The sequence below is a fragment of the Exiguobacterium sp. RIT452 genome, assembly GCF_003598705.1.
Classification (GTDB): Bacteria; Bacillota; Bacilli; order Exiguobacteriales; family Exiguobacteriaceae; genus Exiguobacterium_A; species Exiguobacterium_A undae.
Window position 1 is genome coordinate 872,245 of the sequence record NZ_QXJB01000001.1, and the last position, 22,309, is coordinate 894,553.

Genomic DNA, 22,309 nt, shown 5'->3' on the forward strand with positions numbered 1-22,309 from the left:
ACTCCTGCATATTATGAGGAAATAGCCATTTGGATTATTTTTCTATTAAGTACAACACTTCGTTGCTTCTTCGACCTGATCTTGCGGGATCAGTAACTGGTCGCCCTTGACCGTAAACTCAATATCATGAGCTTTCAGCCGCTCGATTTGAGCGGGTGTATTTTCCCCCCACGGAACGGTTTTCGGTTGCTCGGAAGAAACACATCCGACGAGCAGTAGACTACTTGCAAACAGCAATGGTTTTAACATGAACTCAACTCCTGTCAGGATATCCGTTGATTTTTGTTGAAAAACAGTTGCTTCAACTGCAGTCCGTCGCTTGGAACACCACTTGTCAAGCGGATCGGAATCAGATTTAACAGGACGAAAATGACTGACATCTGAATGAAGGGCAGAGCCAACAGATGCATGATTGGACTTGGGAAGAGTTGACTCAGAATAAAGACGAATACACCACCGATAAAGTTGGCGCCAACTCCACCTAGTAACAAGGCGGCTCTTTGTCCGCGACGGAGCGGAATCTCTGACGGATGAGCTTGGTAGAGTCCCTCCCAAAATTGCTTTCGGGCAACGGAAAAATGACCGATTCGTAAGAAGGGGTCGCCTTTACCAATGGAAATGGATTTTAGTCGTAGCCCAACCAAGCGACCAACGATCGCATGGCCGTATTCGTGCAGAATCAGGCTGGGGAAGTAAAAGCAAAACATGATCAGATTGAACCAGAGTAAGTGCATGTTTCTCCTCCTCTCGTTCACAAACATAACAAAAAATGGATAATTCATGCAACTTACATAGTTGTAATCGATTTATATCTAAGTCGAAAAGGGGACATACCGATGCATACATTAAATGATTCCGTTCTGTCGATTCGGACATATCCAGCCAAACATCAAAAATACCGCAAAACGATTTGTTTATATCATGGCTGGGGATCAAGTATTACCAAATACGAGGAATTTGCCGACATGCTTGCTGATAAAGGATTTACCGTCATTGTGCCGGAACTCCACCTGCATGACAGCCGTGATGCGCTAGGTGCGTATTTTGGTCAAGAAATCGTCGAACGTCACTTTTGGGAAGTCGTGTTTCAAAGCATCGAGGAATCGAGCACACTCGTTCAGCAGCTGAACGTTCCAAGAGAGGACATCATTTGGCTTGGTGTCTCGATGGGAGGATTCATCGCAAGCGGAGCTGCTGCTAAACACAACGGTAGCGCAGGGGTGATTAACATCAACGGGTCCGGCTCCTTCCTCTTTTCGGAACAGTTTTTCCGAAGCCGTGACAAAAGAGACGATTTAACGCCGGAAGAAGAACGACGCTTGCAAGCGTATGATCCTGTCCTGCAAGAACAGTCTACACCAACGTTATTCGTACATGGACAACGCGATGCGGTCATTCCGATTGAAACGCAAGAACACTATGTCCAACAGTCTGTTGGAACGAACAATAATTTGACGTTTTTCAAATATCCATTCATCAACCATACCGTGTCGGATCAGATGATAGCGGACACCTTGCTTTGGTTGGAGGAACGTTTTTAACGAGAGCAGACAGAAGAACCGGACACCTGACTGAGGTGTCCGGTTTTTTTTAGTACTGAGTGATCAGAAGTGACGCCGTACCGAAGATGATGATTAACGAGGTAAAGACCGCTTTCGTGCGGGGAGAAAGCGGGATGCCTTCTTGTTTTTTCTGAAAATAGACATAGCCGTACAAACCGCTCATTAACATCGTGACGAGAGCGAAGAGTGACGCAATGGTAGTCAGCATACGATTTTTCCCCCTTCGATTCTTACCGTAAGATTTTCTCGAACGTTTTTCCTTTTGCCAGTTCATCAATCAACTTGTCGAGATAGCGGATTTCCCGCATCAACGGATCTTCGACGTTTTCGACCCGGACGCCACAGACGACACCTTTGATTAACAATCGACGTTCCTGCATGTCCGGCGCCTCCGCAAAAAAGGCTTCGAATGTTGTCTGATCTGTTGCCAGCGTTGCGAGTTGTTGCTCCGAGTAACCGGTCAGCCAGCAAATGATCGTATCGACTTCCTGTTTCGTCCGACCCTTGCGTTCCGCTTTTGTCACGTAAAGCGGATAGACACTCGAAAACGCTGTTGTGTACAACCGATGTTTCGTCATCGTATTTCCTCCTCATGACTAATTATTACCAAAAGTGTAGCATACCGAACGCTCGAAATGGACCCCTCCGGACAAAACAAAGACCGTCCTTTTAGCACGAAAGGAACGGTCTTAACCAATCATTTTTTTAAATCGATGACATGGAATTCAATCTGTTCGTCGTCCGATACCCCATATGCGAGCTTCCCGTTGACATAAATCGGTTTGGACGTCGTATCGGCCATTTCCGTCAAGGGAACAACGGTGCCGCGCGCAAGATCGGCGTACCAGAGTCGCGTCATACTCTCCCGGAAAATGACCCGATCAGCCGATAAAAAGCGGAATGCATCAACCGTCAACCGGTTGTCCGACGGTTTGAACTGGTACCCCGGTTGTTGTCCTTTCTTAGGCATGAAGAGAGCGGAGCCTTCTTCGCCGATTGCAACATACTTTTTATTGTGTTCAAAATCAATCAGTCCGTTCATTCGTCGGCTGAATGCACCGTCAAACGTCTCGAGCGTCGGCGTTTTATGACCGTTCTTAAACGTACTTGTATGCAAAATCAGCCCAGCATCGCTCCGGCGGAAGTCAAATGGGTACTGTCCATTCCGTTTTTCGCCTTCTTTTAACATATATTGCTGATGGATGATGATGGCGTCTTCCGCCACATCAAACGACTTGAGGATGGTTTTCGTTCGGGTCGGTGTCGCTTCATGCGTCATCCAGGATACCCGTTTTGAGGACGCATCCAGATAAGGAATCGCCGTGTCATAACGGCTGATGCCTTGATCAAGCGTATTGATTTTTTCCGTCTTCAAGTCCATCAAGCGAATCGCCCATTTTTGTCCGGACTTGGTTTGATTGTATTCGACCCAAAACAGGTAATGCGACACTCCGGTCATCATACCGATCGTCCGGTTGACCGTATGCAGCACTTGGTTATCGTTCGACCCTTGGCTGTAGCGGTAAATGTAACTGTTAATGGTTGTATCACTCGTTTGTTTAACGTGCGTATAGTAGATCGATTGCTGATACAGGTAGTCCGGCGCAATGACGACGGTTTGTCCGGTAAAGAACGGGCTCAGATTGTATGTCTGATGGCTTCCAAGCGTAACCGTTTCTGATTGTCGCTTCAGCGGCACATATTTTCCATAGTCAGACAAAGGGGCACTGACCGGTTCAAGATTCGGCATCGGCTCAGCCACCTGCGGGTCTGCCTTGATTTTCGACGGTTGCTTGGCTGAATCAGAATCGGTACATCCTGCATTGACGACAAGCGACACCATTAAAGCTGCCGTAAGAGCTGTTTTCCAGCGCATGATCTGTGTCTCCTTTTAGTCGAAGTGGTCATCATCGACGGTTTTGTTTTCTTCTCCAACGCATCGAGACCAAAAAAGCGGAAATTCCGGACATCACAATCAGATACAACAAAAAGACGAAGGCAAATTCGCCATAATCTTCAAGACTGTTGAATGGATTTTCTGTGATGAACGGCTCAGGTAGAATCCCGATCAAAAACAGCGGAATGAACAGCAGGAAAAACCGTTTCCAAAAATAATGTTTGTACGGGGTGCCGGTACGTATGTCCATTGATTTCTTCCTTCCTATCTCTAGAATTAATTATCCTATTTTTAACATATTATATCATTTATTGTTTAAGTCGATGAATAAATTTAAATAAGCTATCAATAAAAAGCGGTCTGGCAAACACCCCATCGTCGGGTGATTGCTGGACCGTTTTTAGTCTATTACTTGATTTTTAAAATGACCTTGCCTTTGGCACGACCGGACTCTGAATACTCGAGCGCCGCTTGGGCGTCTTCAAACGGATACACCCGGTCGATGATCGGTTTGATTTGTCCACTCTCGATCCATTCCGTGATGTGTTCAAGTTGTTGACCACTCGGTCGCATGAACAAAAACGTATAGGTGACATCATGTTTTCGTTCAAGAAGTGTCTCGCGGAGCGTTAACAGTCTAAATAATGAAGTCTTGAGAAAACTGGACCGGTAGGACTTACCGAACCGGCCATTCGGCAGTCCGGAAATCGAGACGATGTGTCCACCCGGACGGACAACCTTAAACGACCGTCGGAGTGTCTCGCCGCCAATCGTATCGTAGACGCCGTCATAATCGTGCAACAGGTCCTCGAAGGCTTCGGTCCGGTAATTAATGATTTTATCGGCCCCAAGTGACTGGACAAGCTCATGTCCGTCGGGGCTTGCCGTCGTTGCGACATATAGTCCCATCGCTTTCGCCAGTTGGATCGCAAACGTTCCGACGCCTCCGGCACCAGCGTGTATCAAAACTTTTTGTCCGGGTGTCAGCTGCAGAATGTCATGTAACGCCTGATAGGACGTCAAGCCGACCAGCGGAATCGACGCCGCTTCTTCAAACGAAAGTGTGGCTGGTTTCAAAGCGAGCATCTGTTCATCGATTGCGATGTATTCAGCAAACGTGCCGATCCGGTTCTTCTCGGCACGACCGTAAACGGCATCCCCGATCTGAAACTTCGTGACGGCAGAACCGATTTCCGTCACGATACCGGAAAAATCATTGCCGAGAATCAACGGGAACTGATAAGGAATCAACAGTTTGACGTTCCCGTCACGAATCTTAAAATCAACCGGATTGATGCTTGCGGCATGAATTTCGATGAGCACATCGTAGGGATTGACCTGCGGACGGGGCTGTTCTGTAAGTTCAAGCGGGACGTGACCGTATTGTGTGATGGTCATAGCTTTCATAAATATCGACTCCATTTCCTGACTTTTCTATCCTTTAGTCTACCAGTTGTCAAGGCCAGCGAACACTTTGAGTGATCGACCCAGACATGATAAGCTAGTCAAGAACAGGGAAATTTTAGGGTGTAAGGGGATGAAATGATGAGTAAGACAGGTGAACGCTTGTTACGGATCTGGATTCGCGTCCCACGTTTCATTAAACGAATGATTCCGCTCAGTATCACGCTGTATGTCATCGGGATGGTGATCACGAACGGGGTTGACACGTTGTGGCATTTTGACTTCGCGTTGCTCAAAGGAAGCGATCTTGTCATCAGTTTAGTCGGGGCATCGATTCTCGTTGCGGCACTGAGTCAACGGAAAGGGGAGGATACCACATGACACAACCTGAGCAGGAAGAACAATTGACGGGCGGGAATGTCTCCGACGTCTCACGGATCGGGGATACAGTCAGACGCGAACAAAAACCGGACAGTGAACGGATTCATCGGTTGTTACACCATCTTGAGAAAAGAGGGTTTACAGGGAGTCCACGGTTTTTAGGGATTGACGCACAAAATCGGGAAATCGTCTCGTACATTAAAGGCGAGGCCGGGAATTATCCGCTCGAGCCATACATGCGCTCGGATACCGTTTTGGAAGAAACGGCACGCCTATTACGTGCTTATCACGAAGCCGTCGCGGATTTTCCAATCCCACATGATTGGCCACCGCTCGACGGAACACCCGAGCCACTTGAACTGATTTGCCATAATGATTTTGCCGTCTATAACGTCATTTTTCAAAATAAGCGGCCGATCGGCATCATCGATTTCGACGTCGCCGCCCCGGGACCACGGATTTGGGATATCGCGTATACGATGTATACGTTTGTTCCGTTAAGCCGCCATCAAATGACGGAAACAGGGGAGCCTGTGCTCTATGATCGAATCACAGATCAGGAACGCATCCGGCGGCGAATCGAATTGTTTTTGACGGCTTACGGAAAACCAGACGTAAAAGCCGCCTTGTACGAAACGGTGTTGCTCCGCATCCAGGCACTGATTGCGACGATTCAGCGGAAAGCAACGGAAGGCGACGAAGCCTTTCAGCGGATGATTGAAGAGGGACATGTCACGCATTACGAACGGGAACTCGATTTTCTGACACGGGAGGGAGCCGATTGGTTTCGGTAAGTATACGAAAATTCACAGTGCGGTTTGCAGTTGCTGATAGGCGTGTCTGATTTGCCTGTAGATCTCGTCCGTCGGTAACGCCGCATCGATTTCAATGACAGGAGAAGCGGATTGTTCTATTTGCAGACGGTGTTCGGCTAGCGTCCCAATCATCGCCGGATCCGTCGCCGTCAGGTACGTGCTGCACCAGTCGAGAAATGCATTCGTTCCCGTGAAATCAGGATACCGTTCTTGTTCCCGCTGGATTAAACGGTTCATCCGTGTCGTTTCATCCAAGCGTAAAAAGACAAGCAACTCCCGGTTGTCGAAGCCGGTCGAATTCCACGAAAAGACGGAACCGGAGACGACATACTGTCGATGGTTTTCAATATCCGGTGTATATAAGGCATACCGCTCCGCGACCGATCGTTTTTCGGTAAATGTGTGATCTTTCCACAAATAATGATCGCTGTCGATCCAGGGGATACTTTCTTGTTGCCCGATCCACTTGCCGAGCGTGCTTTTCCCGGTACCGGAACCACCGATGATTTGAATACGCATGTTTCTGACCTCCTCTAAGGTAGATGAATGTTTTGCAGGAACCTTCATATTACCTTATTCTATCGTCCGAAATAAGGGAGTGGACAAACAGATTGGAAACCGAACAAGAGGATGGATGCAAAGGGAGACGATTTAAGAATCGTTCTCCCTTTTTTCGGGTAGTTCAATAGATAAGGTAAAGGAACGATAGTCGTCACGTGTCAAGTCTGCTTGTGAGGAGAGGAAGGATGCGATGATTGCCTTTTTCATTCTGTTACGCAATATGTATTACGTCCTGAAAATCCTGTTTCGTCAAGATGAACAAAAAGCCGTCATGTTCTCCGTCGCCTTTTTGCTGGCGGTCGGGATGTTTTTTTATCACAGCGTCGAACAGCTGAGTTATCTCGACGCGCTGTACTTTTCCGTCATGACGCTGACGACGGTCGGATATGGTGATATTCATCCGGTCACGCCGATCGGCAAGATTTTTACGATGGGGTATGTCTTGCTTGGAATCGGCGTTATTAGTGCCCTGATTGTGAATTTTAACCGGGCGTTAAAAGAATTCCACTTAAACAAAAACAAACCAGACCGGAAGTGACGGGCAGTATTTGCGAATAAGGAGTGAAGCAGATGAACTTTAATCTGGTATTCGTCCTCTACAGTTGTCTGCTCGGGCTGATTGTCGGGGCACTTGCGTCGCTCTTTCTGGCATTGTCGAATCTGCTGATTCATGTGACGTGGACGACGATTCCGGAACAGCTGGACACGCCGTTTTACCCGTTTTGGATTTGCCTGTTCGGCGGACTGTTGATTGGTCTGTTCCAGACGTACATCGGCGACTATCCCCGGACGATGCATCAGACGCTTGAGGAATTCAAGACGACAGGCCGGGTTGCGTATGAAGGGGCAGTCGTCAAAAATACCGTGGCTGCCTTGCTGGTTTTGACGTTCGGAGCAAGTCTCGGTCCGGAAGCAGCCTTGATCAGCATTCTCGGCGGATTGATGACGTGGGCCGGTGACCGGATGACCTGGACCCTGCAGAAGAAAAAAGAGTTGCTTGATCTTGGGATCGGAGCGATGTTATCAACGATTTTTTACGCACCGTTGATCGGCGTCAGTGAAGCACTCGAAGACGGGGTGAACCGGACCAATTTCAAGCGTAAATCCAGCAAAGTCTTGTTGTATGCACTGACGACAGCCTGCGGGATTTTCGCCTTTACGACACTGAATCGACTGTTCCCGCACGAAATCTTATTTTCCATCAGTACACCGAACGTGAACTGGACGGTGGAGGTGATGTACTTCCTGCTTCCGGCAGTCATGATCGGGACGGGATTCGGATACTTGTTTTTGTTATTTGGCCGCTGGACGGACATTGTGGCACGAAACTATCCACATCCACTGGGTTTAGCTTTGGCCGCCGGTGCAATCTTAGGTCTGTTCGGCAGCATGTCGTCCTATTTCTTATTTTCCGGTGAACAAAAAATTCTTGAGTTCTCGCGGATTGCCTTCGATCAATCGGTCTTCTTCTTAATCAGCATCGCCGTCGGGAAAGCATTTTTGACCCATGTCTGTTTTTCGTTCGGATGGCGGGGCGGAAAAATCTTTCCGGCAGTCTTTTCCAGTACAGCGATGGCATTTGCCTTAGCGTCCGTCTTTCCGTATACACCGGGCTTGCTGATTGCAGTCAGTGTCGCCGCCAGTTGTACGATCATCCTCAAACAGCCGTTTGTCACCGCAACCTTGCTGCTGTTTTTATTTCCGTTACAATTCTTCCCGTTCATCTTGGTTGTTGCCTGGCTCATCCATCAAGGGACGGCACGCCTGACAAACCACACGACCAGAACGACCTGAAGACCGGACCTCGTATGGCGAGAGCCGGTCTTCAGGTTGTCTACTGATTCTGATTATCCTGCATCTTTCAATTCCTGATAGGGATTGACGCGTGCTGCGATTTGCGCCGGCAGGAGCGAAGCAATCGTTCCGAACAGCACCGGCAGGAGCAGGGAGACAGCAATCAACAACGGCTCATCCCACGGGACGAGATCATACAAGACATAAATCGTGATGTAAGAGATACTTAGTCCGACGATTCCGGCGACGAACCCGATCAGCATCCCTTCTAACACAATCAATTGGCGGACGGAGCGATTCGTCCAACCGACGGCTTTCAGGATGGCAAGCGACGCCCGCCGATCGGTGACGTTTTGCCACATGATTTCGCCGGTCGTCAGGATGGCAATCGTAATCGCGACACCCATCGTCACGTAATGCATCGGACCGACCTGTAAGGCGACGAACTGACCGAGCCACGACGTATACAGCACGCCTTGCAGGTGGAACGTCACGAACAGGAAGAATGTCAACAGAGCCGTCGGCAAGGCAATCGATAAAATCGACAGCGCATTCCGCTTCCACTTGCCAAAGATCTCTTTGAGTGCGAGCGTCCAGGTCGAACGGAGACCGAGTTTAACGTGGGACGATGACGCATATTCACCTGTCTTGATGGCTTCGTACGGCGAAATTTTCCGGATCGTAAAGGCAGACCAGGCGGCACCGGCAAAGTAAATCACGAGACTGAACAGGGTAATCCAAAGTAAGCTCCACCCGTTCATCGTCTCGTTTCGGACATACGAGAAGATGCTTTCGACGAGTAACGCAATGACCGAGACAAATCCAGCAAGGAGCGAGGCTTCAATTAACACAATCCGGTACAAGTCTTTTGTCCGCCAGCCGAGTGCGAGCAAGACGGCAAATTCCTTCCGTCGGGCAAGCATCGAGACGTAACTTGTCGCAAGGACATAAACGATCGCAACGGCAAGCATGGCGAAGATGACACCGGAGAAGCCGACACTCGTCTCGCGGAAGATTGTCATGGCAGCGCCGATGTGAATCCACGGCTGTTCAATCCAACCGAGTGTCTTGCCGTTATCGACGACTTTCGTGACAACAGGCTGGGGAGAGGAACCTTTCGTGATGGTAGCCATCAATCCAGTTTCCTGCTCAATTTGCTTTTTCACGTCTTGCAGCAGTTGTTCCGACTCTTCACTGACGGTCGTTGCGCCCTTGACTTTGAGGCGAATCGACGAAATCGCTTGTTCGCCCATGACGCCACGTGCACTGTCGAGTGTCGTCAGGATGTTTGGTGAACTCGTCAGCAAACCAACGGGATTGCCGGATGTATCGATTGATGTTGCCGGATTGACCGGTTCACCTTCCGCATCGAGGACGAGATCGGCAGAGGATGGACGGTACGTTTCCATCGGCAGTTCATTAAGCGGATCTTTAGAGACTTTGATTTTGTTCGGATCATAGAGACCGACGACTTTAAAGGTGAGGTAAGGGTACTTAAATGGAATTTCCATTTCAGTCGGATTTTTAACTTTTTTTCCGGTCGAGACAAGTGACCGATATCCTTTTGAAGGATGTGTCGAGTCCGAAAAGTACCAGTTTTTTAAATGAATCGCAGATGTGCTGACTTCAAAAGCATTTTTCCAGCGCGTCGGATATGGACTTTTGGTTTCTTTGAACTGAAGCGGACCTGATTTATACAGCAACTGGGCGCCTGGAGCATCTTCTGTAACAAACGTCTGGAGGTTTGTCCCTTCCGACAATGTTTTGAGATATGTTTCTTCGACTTTAGAAGACGGCATCTCAAGGCGTTGCGTCAATTTGGCTGGATACGTTTGAAGGATAGAATTTACACGGTCACCGTCCGGCTGTTTTTTGACCAGTTCTTGGACCAGCTTTTGCTGATCTTGCTCAGTTTTATAAGGGGCATCCAGCTTTTCAATCGTAAATTCATACGTCCCTTTATTAAAGGAATGCGGATTGACAAGAACCGGAATAATATTGTCGTCAGCCCCTCGAGGTGACTCATGTTGATCCAACTGTGAAAAATACCGGGAATTATTTTTAGAACTGACGCTTTGATCGAGTCCGACTAGTCGGGCTTCCTCTTTCGGATCGACAGCGACAATCAGAACCGGGTTACCGGCAGAAACATCCCGAAAGCTGTCCACCGGCGAGGTTGAGAAGGGGACTTTTTCTGGTAATTGGATCTTTGTTCCTTGAGCAATATGGATCTGCTCTTCGAATTGCTGTTCTTTGCCAAGGCCAGTCTCGGTGTATGTCGTTCTCTTATAGCGGTAAATACCGGGTTCCTTCGGAAACGTCATGGCTTTCTTGAACATGACAAACGTGTTGGCATAGCCCATGACAGCAATCGGTGCCGCAATATCAACTTCTTTCATCTGTTTGATGGTTTCATATTGATCCAAAGAAATCCCGCCGTTGATGCCGTTTAGATAATTGGGTTCCAATAGATTATTAGATTCGGTCGTCATTTGACTGCCTTTTGGCCGGACGACGATATCATAAGCCGATGACCATTTTTTTTGTAACGTCTGTTCAACTGTTCCTTGACTGGAGTCGGTCAGGTTGAACATCAGACTGAGTCCGGCACTAATGATGAGCGCTCCGACAAGCGTCAGAATGAACTTAAACCGTTGCCGGCGCCAGTGATTCAGGACAAAACGTAACATTTCGAACCTCCTCTATTATTATTTTTTCACACACTCCGAACCGTCTGCTTCCGCCGATCTTCGACAATCTGTCCATCCTGCATGAACACAATCCGATCCGCCCGCTCCGCGAGTGCCAAATCGTGCGTAACGAACAGGATGCCGCATTGTTCTTCTTGATGGAGATCGAGCAACAGTTGAAAGATCGTCTCCCCGTTGACCGAGTCGAGATTACCGGTCGGTTCGTCGGCGAGAATCCAGCGCGGCCGATTGATCAGAGCTCGAGCGATCGCGACCCGTTGCTGTTGCCCGCCGGACAATTGCGCCGGCAAGGCATCCTGTTTCGCGGTCAGTCCGACTTTTTCCAAGATTTCCGCAATCCGGTCTTGTTTGTTGAAGTCGGTTTTTTGTTTCAGTAAGGGAACGAGCAGATTTTCTTTGACCGTCAAAGCGGGCAAAAGATGAAACTGTTGGAAGACAAAACCGATTTCCTGCGCCCGGAACTTCGACAATTGCCGGTTCTTCCACTTCGTGATGTCCTGTCCGTCATAGTCGATCTGCCCCGATGTCGGCCGGTCAAGTGAGCCGATCAGACTTAAAAACGTTGATTTCCCTGAGCCGGACGGACCGACAAGGGCGGTGATGTCACTCGCGGAAAACTGACAGGTCAACGCTTTTAAGACTTCACTCTGTAATCCCGCCTGGCTGAAGGTATGCGAAACGTCTTTAACTAAGATATCCACCAAACCACTCCTTTTACAAATTAAGGTAAAATAAGTGTAATGTTATTTGAAAATTTTGTCTATTCAAGAAAAGACTTTTTTTAATCAAATGCCCTCCGAATTCATAATTGGTTCATAACTTCCTTCTACAGTATGAGTATTCAAGACAAGGGAGGAACAAACAGATGAAGCAGACAAAAAAACGAAAATGGTGGATCGGATTGCTAGTCATCCTGCTGATTGGGACAGCCGGTGTCGCAGCGATGGGGCAACAATCGTCAGCGGATGGATTAAAACGGGAGCAAGTCAAACAAAAAACGTTGCAGACGTATTATCATTTCACGGGACAAGTCATAGCCGACAAGCGCAGTACGGTCGTCAGTAATGAGCTGGTCGAAGTCAAGGCGGTCGAGGTTAAAGTCGGACAACAAGTCAAAGCGGGGGACACTCTGTTTTCAAGCGTGAGTGGCAAAACGTATCAAGCCCCGATTACGGGTGAGATCGCCAAGCTTGATGTCGAACCAAATGCCATCTACGGACCCAACACGTCACTCGCCGTCATCACGGACTACAGAGACTTGACCGTTCAACTGAAGGTCGACGAACAGGATATCCATCGCCTCAAACAAGATCAGTCGGTCGAGTTGCGTGTAAACGGCTTGGATGAAATTGTAGACGGTACGGTGGAATCGGTCGGTAAAGAAGCGGTCATGGAAAATGGATTGTCGTACTTCACGGCGGACGTCACGATCGATGGGCCGGACCAACTGCGTGTCGGCATGACCGTCGAGGCCCGCATCAACAAACAATTGGTCAAGGAGGCGCCCGTCTTGTCGCTTGATGTCGTCGAGTATACGGAAAATGACCGTCCGTACGTCTACGTCGAAGAAGAAGGCGAAGTTGTCCGCCGGTTCATCACGACCGGAGTGACGGACGGGCAAGACATTGAAATCAAACAAGGTCTGTCCGTTGATGACTATGTCGTGTTGCCGACTGAACAAGGCAGTTCGGGTCTGTTACCGACTCCTCCGGGAGGTGCATCGTAATGGCCGTCGTCGAGTTAACACAGATTACGAAAGCTTACGGAGCAGGCGAAAACCGGCAAATGGTCTTGAAAGATGTGGATTTATCGATCGAGGCCGGGGAATACGTGACGATCCTCGGTCCGTCGGGATCCGGTAAGTCGACCTTGATGAACATCATCGGCTGTCTCGACATCCCGTCGAGCGGCAACTATCACCTGCAACACCAGGATGTCAGTCAACTGTCAGAAGATGAACTTGCCCGGATCCGGAATCAGGAAGTCGGCTTCATCTTTCAACAGTTCCAACTGTTACCGCGATTGACGGTTTTGCAAAACATCGAGTTGCCGCTGATTTATGCGGGTGTCTCGCCAAAAGAACGACGCCAGCGATCGGTCGATTTGCTGACCCGGGTCGGACTCGGGGAAAAGGGGAGTGTCTATCCGCATCAGTTGTCCGGCGGGCAACAACAACGGGTCGCGATTGCCCGGGCACTCGTCACGAAACCGACGCTGCTGCTGGCGGATGAACCGACCGGTGCACTCGACCAAAAGACCGGTCAGCAAATCATGGGCTTGTTTCACGAGTTGGCGGACGAAGGGAAGACAATCGTCATGATCACCCACGACATTACGATTGCGAAACAGGCGAAACGAATCGTCCGGATTGAAGACGGACAGGTACAGGAGGCGAGTCATCCATGATACGCGAAACCTTTCGGATGGCCTGGACGAATATCGTCCATCATAAAATGCGGTCCTTTCTGACGACACTCGGGGTCATCATCGGTGTCGCTTCCATCATCGCCCTGATTTCAATCGTCAACGGGGCGACCGCCTCGATCAATGCCGAAGTCTCGACGTTCGGGGCAAACAAATTGACGATTCAAACGACGGCGTCTCCGTTAAAAGCAGGATTATCCCAAGGGCAACTGGAAGAGTTAAATCAAGTCGACGGGACACGCGGTATTGCCCCGACGTTGACGACTCAATTATCGATCCGGTCGGCAGACGCCCGACTCGATGACGTGACGATCAGCGGCCGCAATCACATCTATTATCAAGAGTCGGCCGATGTCACGCAGGGACGGGAAATCAAAATCAGTGATGTCGAGCAGGAAACCGTCGTCGCCGTCATCAGTCCCTCCGTCGCCCGGACACTTTTTCCGGGACAGGAACCGGTCGGACAGTCGCTGTTCCTGAACGGTTTGACGTATCAGGTCATCGGCGTGAGTGATGCCGACTCGGAGGAAGTCGTGATTCCGTATACGACGGCACTGCGGACGCTTGACATCGACACGGTGCAACAAGTCGATGTCTTCAAGGAGGAGTCGGCCGACGTCGCGACCGTCAAACGGGATCTGTCCGCGAAAATGTATCAATTCTATAATGAACAGGAAGACCGCTATACGATCGTCAGTCTTGATGAAGCTCTTGATTCAATTGATCAAATCAATACGATGTTGTCGTTGCTGTTGACCGGCATCGCCTCGATTTCCTTGATTGTCGGCGGCATCGGAATCATGAATATGATGCTCGTCTCGGTCACGGAGCGGACGACGGAAATCGGTCTGCGCAAAGCACTCGGCGCACGTCCACGGGCGATTCGGCTCCAATTTTTACTCGAGTCGATCTTATTATCCTTGATGGGTGGTGGAATCGGCATCATCGTCGGGGTCGGTCTAGCATACCTCGTCAGTCTGTTGATTGGAACGACGTTTACGATTTCCGTCGGGACGTTGCTCCTCGCAGCCGGTTTTTCAATGCTCGTCGGGGTCGTCTTCGGATACGCGCCCGCTCGAAAAGCGTCGTTGCTCCATCCGATTGAAGCCCTGCGCAATGCGTAAAGGAGGTGTGGGATGGTTACCATCCTGATTGCAGAAGATGATCCACATGTCCGGTACCTGTTAGGCGAGACTTTACGTGCGGCAGGATTCCGGACGATCGAAGCCGCAGACGGAGCACAAGCGCTTGCCTGCTTTGACGAACAACACATTGATCTGCTTGTCACGGACGTCATGATGCCGCATGTTTCGGGCGTCGAACTCGTCCGTGCGTTACGCCAAGCCGGGTATGATCTGCCGATTTTGATGCTGACGGTCCTCGATACGTTTGCTGATAAGGAAGCAGGATTCGTGACCGGTGTCGATGATTACCTGGTCAAGCCGGTCGATCTTGATGAATGGCTGTTACGGATTCATGCTTTGCTTCGGCGATCCAAAATCGTCGCGACACAGGAACTTGTCGTGAAGACGTTGACGTTACGGATGCAGGATGCGACCGTCGTCACACCGGACGGCGAACTGGCGTTACCGCAAAAGGAATTTCAATTGCTCTATCGTCTGTTGTCCCAACCGAAACAGATTTTCACACGCCAACAGTTAATGGATGAGATTTGGGGATATGATGTTGAAAGTGACAGCCGAACGGTTGATGTCCATGTCAAACGGTTACGGGATAAATTTAATCAGTATGAAGTCTTTACGATCGAGACGGTCTGGGGACTCGGCTACAAAGGGGTCGTGTTATGAAACCGTTTTTCCAGTCCATCTCCGGTCGGTTTTTCCTCATCTTGTTTGGCTTGCTGCTGTTGCCGTTATTGATTCCGCTCGGGGCGACGTTCTTTTTCCAATTCGATTCGGTCCGCCAAGACGTCGCACAACAACTGGCGGAACGGACGGGTACCGTCGAACGGTTGATGGTCGAACAAGAACTGTCCTTCGCTTCAGCCAGCCGCTACGTCGAACAATCGGTGATCGAGACGACGGAAGTCTCGGCCGACCGTTTACAAACCATGGTCTCACTGTCTGAAACTGAAACAGAGACGCTCCGACAGAAAGGAGAAGTGGCTGTCGCCGGAACCTTTTCGGAGCGTCCGCTTCATATTCGGCAGGTCGGCGAACGTTACTTGGTGGCGACACCCAACCCGGACCAGGACCTTGTCTCAAGTATTCGCAACTCGTCCTTGGTTGGAATCGGTCTGACGATTGCCGTCGCTTTTTTCCTGACCTGGTTTGCCGTCCGGCTTGTGACCCGACGGATCAAACGGATCAGCGAAGCCGCTGTTGAAGTGACGCAAGGCAACTACGACATTCAGATTCCGGATCAGGGGAATGATGAAGTCGCGAACTTGATTCAGAACTTTAACCAGATGACCGTCGCCTTGCAACGAAACGAATATTTGGCAAAAGATTTGGCGGCGGCGATTTCCCATGAACTGAAGACACCGATCGCCTCGATCCATGGGTTCAGCCGGTTACTGGCACAGCCCGGTCTTCCGGAAGACAAGCAACAGCATTACATCCGGATCATCGGACAGGAAAGTGACCGTCTGTCCCGCCTGACCTCGAATCTTGTCCGGTTATCGCGCCTCGATCATCAGTCAATCATCCAGCGGAAAGCCTATCGTTTTGACGAGCAGGTCCGTCATGCTTTGCTGTTACTGGAATCCCAGTGGACAGACAAACATCTGATCCTCGATCTCGAGTTGGCGGAAGTGACGGTCGTCTGGGAAGAGGAACTGATGCAACAGGTTTTACTCAATCTTCTGCAAAATGCAGTTTATTTCTCACCGGCAAACGGCATCCTGTCGATTCGGCTGACACAAGCAACGGATGTCACGTTGACCATCACCGATCAAGGAAAAGGCATTTCGGCGGCGGAGCTCCCATTCGTGTTTGACCGTTTTTATCAAGGCGAGACCTCACGGACAACGGATGGTCACGGACTTGGCTTGTCGATTGTCAAACGGATCGTCGAATTACACGGCGGGGCAGTGACTCTTGACAGCACAACCGGTCAAGGAACGTCTGCCCAAATTCAAATACCGCAAAAAGGACCTGCTTGAGCCGTTTGCTCAAACAGGTCCTTTCGACGTTTTCTCATTTATGAACCAGGCAGTGTCCTGCAGAAAAGACTCGATGTCGGTTTGCGTGCGGATCCGGATCACCTGATCTGCCTCATCCGGTTCAGGACGTTCCAATCGTTGACGGGACAAGATCTGCCGGTAATCTTCTGCACCGCGGATTTCCGCCCGATCCTTTATGGAAGCGTCAACCCGCGCCAACAGAACTTCTTCGGCAAGGTCAAAGTGAACGAGAATCGTTCGGTACTGATCCTTTGGAAACTGTTGTAAAAAGCGGATGCGCTGTTTTTTTGACAGGTTGGCATTGCAGACAATCAGATGCAGGTCAGACTGACGACGGGCATGTTCGACAATGGTGTCCGTCAGTTGATGTTTTAAGCGGTTTGGACCGTCGAGCGGTAACAATTTTTGATAATGGGTGTTCAGGAAACGGGCATGCACGTCTTGATCGATGATAAGAAACGATGGGTACAACCGGGACAAGCGATCGGCAAACGTTGATTTTCCGGCATGTGTCTTGCCGACGGTCAGAAGAACGATCCGCCTCATCGGACTGTCAGCTCAGCCATCGCGTCGAGGATGGTCCGGACCCAGTCATTGACCTGACCGAAGCACGGTCTGACATCACCGATGTGATAAAACGTGCTCGCTTCCGAACCGGTCCAACTCGTCGAATCGAGCATACAAAGGAACACCGGAATCTGGTTGGCAAGGGCAATCCCGAGCTCGACGTGGCTGCCTTTTCCGGCAGGGAGTACTAAAATCAAGCAATCGCTCGCCCGGACGGCATCGAGTTCCAGCTGTCCGATCCGTTGCAGGGCAGCCGGCATATTGACCCGTTCCGATTGTGTCCAATCGTACGTCAGGTGATGACCTTGCTTGATCAGTCGGTCATTTATGAATTGGACGTCTTTGATGTTGCGGAAGCTGCTTGCCGTGTAAAAATTCATGAACGCTCCTCCTTTGCGCACTTGAACAACGTTTCTTCGACAGCCTTGCTGATCGTGTAGGCACCTTTTGACTGATTGCATAAGACAGAAACAATCGTAGCATCATGCGGGTAGTAGGCGGAGTGACAGCTGACACCAGGATCATAACCCATGATGTGGTATTTCCAGACGTCTCCGGCACCGGTCAGATCAAGCCAGACACCGTATCCATACCCCGATGTTTCCCGTTCAATCACATGTGGTTGGAAGAGCAGTTCAGTGAAGGATCGGGACAGGAGGGCATGGCTTGTCAAGGCCTGCCAAAAGCGTTCTAAGTCATCGGCTGTCACGAATGCCCCGCCATCAGGTCCACCGATGACCGGAAGCGCGTATTGATTCGTCCGCCACGATCCATCGGTCTGATCGATGTATCCGATTGCCGTATGTTCAGGCAAGGCGTCAAAGGAAAAATAACCTGATCGCTTCATCTGCGCCCGGTCAAAGATATGGTGTTGGATGAACTCGGGGAAGGATTGACCACTGACGGTTTCGATCAACATACCCAACAAGACATAACCGAGATTGTTGTATTGAAAACGGACACCCGCCTCGTTGACACGGGGACGGTTGCCGGCCAGTTGCAGAAAATCACGTGGTGTACGCAATCGGTACATCGGAAATGTCGTAAACAGCTCTTCGAAGTCATCCATCGTCTCTTCGTCAAAATAGTCGACGATTCCGGACGTATGTGTCAACAAGTGATGAATCGTCACGCCCTGCAAATCGATGCCGTCCAACACAAGAAAGCTCGACACTTCGTCTTCTAACGCCAGTTGATTGTTTTCGACCAACCGAAGAATCGCGACAGCTGTGAACAGCTTGCATCCTGAAGCGATCCCGAACCGGGTCGAATGTTGATTCGGAATGTTGTATGTCCGGTTGGCGTAACCATGTGCCGTTGCCAGTAACGGTTGTTCCGATTGCGTTACGCGTACCGTTCCGGAAATCTCATGCTGGCGCATGAGTGCTGTGATATTTTGTTGCCATGTCGGCATTGGAATCATCCTTTCATTTTACGTATCGTATGTCCTATCAGCGTAACGAACTTTTCATGACAAGAAAAGAAAATTTACATAATTTTGATTTTTTGAAACCAAATGGAACAATCCAGAGTCTAACGGTTAGAAGGGAAAGGAGGGAGGAAGGGTGTTGCGCAAAAAAATAGCAGGCACTTGGACGGATGAAATGTTCTTGACTGCTTTGTATGCAGAAGAACAATACATCTATCGGATATCTTATGTGTACTTGAAACAGGAGCAAGAAGCACTCGAAAACGTCCAGGAAGTCGCCTTCCGCGCCTGGAAATACCGAAAGTCTTTAAAAGAGGTCACGTATTTCAAGACCTGGCTGACCCGGATCACGATCAACTCGGCCTTGTGCCTGTTAAAAAAACATCAACAGCTGACGTTGACATATGAGGACACAGGGGCTGTCGACGATATCGAAAGTTCCTCCTTTGAGAATCTGGTCGTCGATCAACTTTATCTGGCGGACTTGCTCGAACGACTTGAGGTCAAAGAACGGTCTTTATTGCTCTTGCGATACCAAGCCGATTATTCCTTTCAGGAAATCGCTGACTTACTCGACATTCCGGTCAGTACGGTGAAAAGTACGTTATACCGGGCAATTCAAAAACTGCAACGGCAGCAAATGAAAGGAGGAGAATCCGGATGAAACAGCAACTTGAGACCGTGTTCAAAGACATTCCCGTACCGGATACCGTTCACGCCCGGATGGAGCAGGGGCTCCGCCGCAAAAAACGGAGGCATCGTTTACCGCAACTGATTTTGGCAGCTAGCCTGCTGATTGGTCTGTTGCAATATGACCGACTCGAATCTTGGATCCAGACGCCGATCGACCAATCGACCGCCTCGATGCTGCCCGGACTCGTCTATCAGGAGAAGATGTATATCCAGGCGGACACGACAATCAGCGGACAAGCAGTGTCTCAACTGCGCGGTCGGAAGTTAGGGACGTCCGAAAACACGTTGACTGAAGAAAACGAAACGACTTTATCAAAACAATCCTTCGCCTCGAACCTGACGGACTATACGATTTACGAGCTGGAAGGATATGACCCTTCCATCCGACTGCTTGCAATCGGTCAGGAGGATGGGCAACGAATCGTCCGGGTCCTTGATCAAACGACCTTTCGACCGGACTATTTCCGACACCTTCGTCTCGATCAAACGATCACGCACATCAGCTATCAGACCGAACGGACGCGGGATTCGGAGCGGAAAGCGTCGCTTGCACCGTCCGCTTCCTGGACAAATCTGTTGACTGGTCTAAGTACGGCAACGCCACTGGCCGACTCCGAACTGCCATCCAGCATTCAGAACCATCCGGAGTTGCGGATGGTTGACGTGACACTGGCCGACGGAGTCACGAATCAGTTCCAATTAATGAAAGAGGGCTATCTTTTTTACGCACCGATACATGCTTATTTTGATGTGAAGGGAACCGCATTTGAAACCGTTTGGGCGGAAATGCATTAGGTGAACCGCATCACTCAAACGATTTCCGGAAACCGTAAAACGGACGAAATGCCTGACCCCGGTAAAAACTTTCCGAGCTGCTTGAGGCGAGGACTTCGATCCGGGTCGACGGATACCGGTCATGAAGACGGGCGAACAGCTGTTGAGCCAGACCTTGGCCACGGAAATCGGCATCAATCAGTAATTCACAGATGTATAACGTGACCTGAGTGTCTGTCATTCCACGGACATAACCGATGACCTCTCCCGCATGTTCGACGACAAGCGCAGCGTTTGAGTGTCGCCAAGCGAGTTGGGTCCGTTCATGGAGACGGACGAGCTGGGTCCAGCCTTCCTCAGCATTTAAGCGCTGAATGGCGGGGAAGTCCTGATCTTGGTACGGGCGGATCTGATAGGCAGTTGTCATGAGCGTGACCTTCTTTCTAAGTTAAGTTGGATGAGCAAGGGTTCGAGTTCCGACCAGTCGTTCACTGTATAGGAAGACGGACTGGCGACAACCGGATGATCTGTTTTTAAGATACCCGTCATCCCGACTGCTTCTGCTCCTTGGATATCGTGAAGCGGATGATCCCCGATATACAAAACATTTTCCGGGGCAAGCTCCCAGTGGATCAAAGGACGTAAGAACAGTTCAGGGTTCGGTTTGGAAAGACCGACTTCTTCCGAAATCAAGATCGGGTCAAAAAACGTCTGCAATTGATGGTGGTTGATGACGGCACGTTGCAAGTCGCTCCGACCGTTCGTGATGAGCCCGATCCGACAGGACACGCGCAACTGCTCCAACATGTGACGTGTCTCAGGGAACAGCACACTCGTCTTTGCAAACTCGGAGACGTAGTCGTGCAACAACTCGGACACGGTGACACCCTCAAGGTGTAAGTGGACGATTAATTGTTGATAGACGATATCCTTCCACACGTGACCGTTTTGATCCAGTGCCAGAAAAAGGTGTTGGTACAGATCAAGCGGACAAGTCGAACGCGGGGCAATTCGCTTGGCGTGTTGGACGGCCAAAAAGCGTCGTAGCGAAGTGGTGCGATCGAGTAACGTCCCATCGAGATCAAATAAAACAGCCGAGATGGTCATGGACACGCAACTCCTACTCATTATGTATATTTCAATTACCGAATTATTATTCTAAATTATTTAAAGAAAACAAAAAGGATATCCTTAACTTTTACAGAACACCAGTAGGACTGCCTGTTTTATCAACAACGACACGAGAGGAGACCTGGTATGCGTACAAAAGTGTCTTCTTTGCATCAAGTACAGTACTTGGATACAGGCACAACCGGGACACCCACCGTGATTTTGACCGGAATGGGGTGTTCTTATGAAGAATGGTATGAGATCGTTCAAACATTGCGACCAACCAACCGGATTCTCAGCTTCCACCGGCATTCCTGGCAGGAAGGTGACGGGATTCACCGGACAAGTCACGCGGTTCAACAACTGCAAAGGCTCTTGACCCATTGCAACGTAGACGAACCAATTCTCTTGATCGGTCACTCCTATGGCGGATTGATTGCCCAAGAGTTCGCAATCCGGTATTCCGATCAGGTAAAAGGGTTGCTTTTGGTCGATTCGACGTCAGTTGATTTACACGAACTTGATGACCTCAATACACCCGTACTCGATACTCTGTCGTCGGATGCCACCTGGATTGAACAATGCCGGCGTTATGCAACACAAACAAGCGACCAGCTGCGTCTGTTGATCCACCCGGCATTGACGCCGGCGCAACAACGCTTACCGGAAACGGTTCAGTCAGCGCTGCTCGATTTCCAACTCGATCCTGCCCTCTATGCGATGATGGCGACAGAAGTCACGCACTGGAAAACGGATGCGGCACGGATGCGGACGGACAAATTTCCGGAACTGCCACTGATCGTCCTCGGTCGGGACAAGGAGCAAAGCATTTCAGACGGAATCGAAGACGGGTTACCGGAACACGAACTCCGCCGACTCGAAGAAACGTGGCATCGATTAATTGCACGGCAAGCCAAGTTGACAGCAACAGCTGAATTAATCTTCGCTCCAACAGCAGGTCATGCGATTCACTTGGACCGGCCGGATCTCGTCATCGCGGCGATTCGAACGCTTGACCAACACCAAATAAAGGATGTGTGAC

The 22,309-nt window shown here is 49.9% G+C and carries 28 protein-coding genes; 13 read left to right on the top strand and 15 right to left on the bottom strand.

Annotation, left to right across the window (positions count from 1 at the left end):
• Window positions 1-45 precede the first annotated feature (45 nt).
• On the bottom strand, window positions 46-249 hold the full coding sequence (locus tag D3D03_RS04670) for a hypothetical protein (RefSeq protein WP_119922952.1): 204 nt from the start codon (window positions 247-249) through the stop codon (window positions 46-48).
• Between the two features lie 14 nt (window positions 250-263).
• Entirely contained in the window at window positions 264-734 is a 471-nt protein-coding gene (locus tag D3D03_RS04675) for a site-2 protease family protein (protein ID WP_119922953.1), read from the bottom strand.
• A 102-nt stretch (window positions 735-836) separates the two neighbouring features.
• Between D3D03_RS04675 and D3D03_RS04680 the strand changes: the two genes are divergently transcribed.
• Window positions 837-1,541, top strand: coding sequence for an alpha/beta hydrolase (locus D3D03_RS04680; protein ID WP_119922954.1), 705 nt, complete (start codon window positions 837-839; stop codon window positions 1,539-1,541).
• 49 nt (window positions 1,542-1,590) lie between these two features.
• Here the strand turns inward: D3D03_RS04680 and D3D03_RS04685 are convergent, their stop codons facing one another.
• The 5 genes from D3D03_RS04685 to D3D03_RS04705 form a co-directional block, all read right to left on the bottom strand.
• A complete protein-coding gene (locus D3D03_RS04685) occupies window positions 1,591-1,770 on the bottom strand; it encodes a hypothetical protein (protein ID WP_119922955.1) in 180 nt (59 codons plus the stop codon).
• Window positions 1,771-1,792: 22 nt separating this feature from the next.
• Window positions 1,793-2,140, bottom strand: a complete 348-nt coding sequence (locus D3D03_RS04690; protein ID WP_119922956.1) for a DUF2200 domain-containing protein — start codon at window positions 2,138-2,140, stop codon at window positions 1,793-1,795.
• Window positions 2,141-2,259: 119 nt separating this feature from the next.
• Window positions 2,260-3,438, bottom strand: coding sequence for a hypothetical protein (locus D3D03_RS04695; RefSeq protein ID WP_119922957.1), 1,179 nt, complete (start codon window positions 3,436-3,438; stop codon window positions 2,260-2,262).
• A gap of 31 nt (window positions 3,439-3,469) precedes the next feature.
• Entirely contained in the window at window positions 3,470-3,709 is a 240-nt protein-coding gene (locus D3D03_RS04700) for a hypothetical protein (protein ID WP_026832944.1), read from the bottom strand.
• Window positions 3,710-3,867: 158 nt separating this feature from the next.
• Entirely contained in the window at window positions 3,868-4,866 is a 999-nt protein-coding gene (locus D3D03_RS04705) for an NADP-dependent oxidoreductase (protein ID WP_119922958.1), read from the bottom strand.
• 138 nt (window positions 4,867-5,004) lie between these two features.
• On the opposite strand from D3D03_RS04705, the gene D3D03_RS04710 reads away from it, so the two are divergent.
• Both D3D03_RS04710 and D3D03_RS04715 read left to right on the top strand, forming a co-directional pair.
• Window positions 5,005-5,244: a hypothetical protein gene (locus D3D03_RS04710; RefSeq protein ID WP_233550638.1), complete on the top strand. Its 240-nt coding sequence runs from the start codon at window positions 5,005-5,007 to the stop codon at window positions 5,242-5,244.
• Window positions 5,241-6,038, top strand: a complete 798-nt coding sequence (locus tag D3D03_RS04715; protein ID WP_119922960.1) for a phosphotransferase — start codon at window positions 5,241-5,243, stop codon at window positions 6,036-6,038. The genes D3D03_RS04710 and D3D03_RS04715 overlap by 4 nt, the downstream gene beginning before the upstream one ends.
• Window positions 6,039-6,050: 12 nt before the next feature.
• Here D3D03_RS04715 and D3D03_RS04720 read toward each other — a convergent pair whose 3' ends face one another.
• Entirely contained in the window at window positions 6,051-6,578 is a 528-nt protein-coding gene (locus D3D03_RS04720) for a shikimate kinase (RefSeq protein ID WP_119922961.1), read from the bottom strand.
• A 232-nt stretch (window positions 6,579-6,810) separates the two neighbouring features.
• Here D3D03_RS04720 and D3D03_RS04725 point away from each other — a divergent pair, with 232 nt between their 5' ends.
• The gene (locus tag D3D03_RS04725) at window positions 6,811-7,158 is read left to right on the top strand and encodes a potassium channel family protein (protein ID WP_119922962.1); all 348 of its coding nucleotides are present in this window, start codon (window positions 6,811-6,813) and stop codon (window positions 7,156-7,158) included.
• Window positions 7,159-7,190: 32 nt separating this feature from the next.
• Window positions 7,191-8,414, top strand: coding sequence for a chloride channel protein (locus D3D03_RS04730; protein ID WP_119922963.1), 1,224 nt, complete (start codon window positions 7,191-7,193; stop codon window positions 8,412-8,414).
• Between the two features lie 53 nt (window positions 8,415-8,467).
• Here the strand turns inward: D3D03_RS04730 and D3D03_RS04735 are convergent, their stop codons facing one another.
• Window positions 8,468-11,104, bottom strand: coding sequence for an ABC transporter permease (locus tag D3D03_RS04735; protein WP_119922964.1), 2,637 nt, complete (start codon window positions 11,102-11,104; stop codon window positions 8,468-8,470).
• Between the two features lie 26 nt (window positions 11,105-11,130).
• Window positions 11,131-11,826 (bottom strand): ABC transporter ATP-binding protein, encoded by a 696-nt coding sequence (locus D3D03_RS04740; protein WP_233550639.1) that lies wholly within the window; start codon window positions 11,824-11,826, stop codon window positions 11,131-11,133.
• Between the two features lie 164 nt (window positions 11,827-11,990).
• Between D3D03_RS04740 and D3D03_RS04745 the strand changes: the two genes are divergently transcribed.
• The 5 genes from D3D03_RS04745 to D3D03_RS04765 are packed head-to-tail and all read left to right on the top strand — an operon-like array spanning window position 11,991 to window position 16,673.
• On the top strand, window positions 11,991-12,851 hold the full coding sequence (locus D3D03_RS04745; protein ID WP_119922965.1) for an efflux RND transporter periplasmic adaptor subunit: 861 nt from the start codon (window positions 11,991-11,993) through the stop codon (window positions 12,849-12,851).
• Entirely contained in the window at window positions 12,851-13,531 is a 681-nt protein-coding gene (locus tag D3D03_RS04750; RefSeq protein WP_119922966.1) for an ABC transporter ATP-binding protein, read from the top strand. The genes D3D03_RS04745 and D3D03_RS04750 overlap by 1 nt, the downstream gene beginning before the upstream one ends.
• The gene (locus D3D03_RS04755) at window positions 13,528-14,673 is read left to right on the top strand and encodes an ABC transporter permease (protein WP_119922967.1); all 1,146 of its coding nucleotides are present in this window, start codon (window positions 13,528-13,530) and stop codon (window positions 14,671-14,673) included. Before D3D03_RS04750 ends, D3D03_RS04755 begins: the two co-directional genes overlap by 4 nt.
• A 12-nt stretch (window positions 14,674-14,685) precedes the next feature.
• The gene (locus D3D03_RS04760) at window positions 14,686-15,357 is read left to right on the top strand and encodes a response regulator transcription factor (protein ID WP_119922968.1); all 672 of its coding nucleotides are present in this window, start codon (window positions 14,686-14,688) and stop codon (window positions 15,355-15,357) included.
• Entirely contained in the window at window positions 15,354-16,673 is a 1,320-nt protein-coding gene (locus D3D03_RS04765) for a HAMP domain-containing sensor histidine kinase (RefSeq protein ID WP_119922969.1), read from the top strand. The genes D3D03_RS04760 and D3D03_RS04765 overlap by 4 nt, the downstream gene beginning before the upstream one ends.
• A gap of 9 nt (window positions 16,674-16,682) precedes the next feature.
• Here D3D03_RS04765 and D3D03_RS04770 read toward each other — a convergent pair whose 3' ends face one another.
• Genes D3D03_RS04770 through D3D03_RS04780 form a run of 3 tightly spaced genes read right to left on the bottom strand, consistent with a single transcriptional unit; the run spans window position 16,683 to window position 18,675 of the window.
• Window positions 16,683-17,240, bottom strand: coding sequence for an AAA family ATPase (locus tag D3D03_RS04770; protein ID WP_119922970.1), 558 nt, complete (start codon window positions 17,238-17,240; stop codon window positions 16,683-16,685).
• A complete protein-coding gene (locus tag D3D03_RS04775) occupies window positions 17,237-17,641 on the bottom strand; it encodes a TIR domain-containing protein (RefSeq protein ID WP_119922971.1) in 405 nt (134 codons plus the stop codon). Before D3D03_RS04775 ends, D3D03_RS04770 begins: the two co-directional genes overlap by 4 nt.
• Window positions 17,638-18,675, bottom strand: coding sequence for a serine hydrolase domain-containing protein (locus tag D3D03_RS04780; RefSeq protein ID WP_119922972.1), 1,038 nt, complete (start codon window positions 18,673-18,675; stop codon window positions 17,638-17,640). The genes D3D03_RS04775 and D3D03_RS04780 overlap by 4 nt, the downstream gene beginning before the upstream one ends.
• Window positions 18,676-18,826: 151 nt before the next feature.
• Between D3D03_RS04780 and D3D03_RS04785 the strand changes: the two genes are divergently transcribed.
• On the top strand, window positions 18,827-19,354 hold the full coding sequence (locus tag D3D03_RS04785; protein WP_119922973.1) for an RNA polymerase sigma factor: 528 nt from the start codon (window positions 18,827-18,829) through the stop codon (window positions 19,352-19,354).
• Window positions 19,351-20,178, top strand: a complete 828-nt coding sequence (locus D3D03_RS04790) for a hypothetical protein (RefSeq protein ID WP_119922974.1) — start codon at window positions 19,351-19,353, stop codon at window positions 20,176-20,178. Before D3D03_RS04785 ends, D3D03_RS04790 begins: the two co-directional genes overlap by 4 nt.
• Before the next feature lie 10 nt (window positions 20,179-20,188).
• On the opposite strand, the gene D3D03_RS04795 is transcribed toward D3D03_RS04790, so the two are convergent.
• Together D3D03_RS04795 and D3D03_RS04800 are read right to left on the bottom strand one after the other, a co-directional pair.
• On the bottom strand, window positions 20,189-20,584 hold the full coding sequence (locus D3D03_RS04795) for a GNAT family N-acetyltransferase (protein WP_119922975.1): 396 nt from the start codon (window positions 20,582-20,584) through the stop codon (window positions 20,189-20,191).
• The gene (locus tag D3D03_RS04800) at window positions 20,581-21,264 is read right to left on the bottom strand and encodes an HAD family hydrolase (protein ID WP_158583684.1); all 684 of its coding nucleotides are present in this window, start codon (window positions 21,262-21,264) and stop codon (window positions 20,581-20,583) included. Before D3D03_RS04800 ends, D3D03_RS04795 begins: the two co-directional genes overlap by 4 nt.
• Window positions 21,265-21,414: 150 nt before the next feature.
• On the opposite strand from D3D03_RS04800, the gene D3D03_RS04805 reads away from it, so the two are divergent.
• Window positions 21,415-22,308: an alpha/beta hydrolase gene (locus D3D03_RS04805; protein ID WP_119922977.1), complete on the top strand. Its 894-nt coding sequence runs from the start codon at window positions 21,415-21,417 to the stop codon at window positions 22,306-22,308.
• Window position 22,309 lies beyond the last annotated feature (1 nt).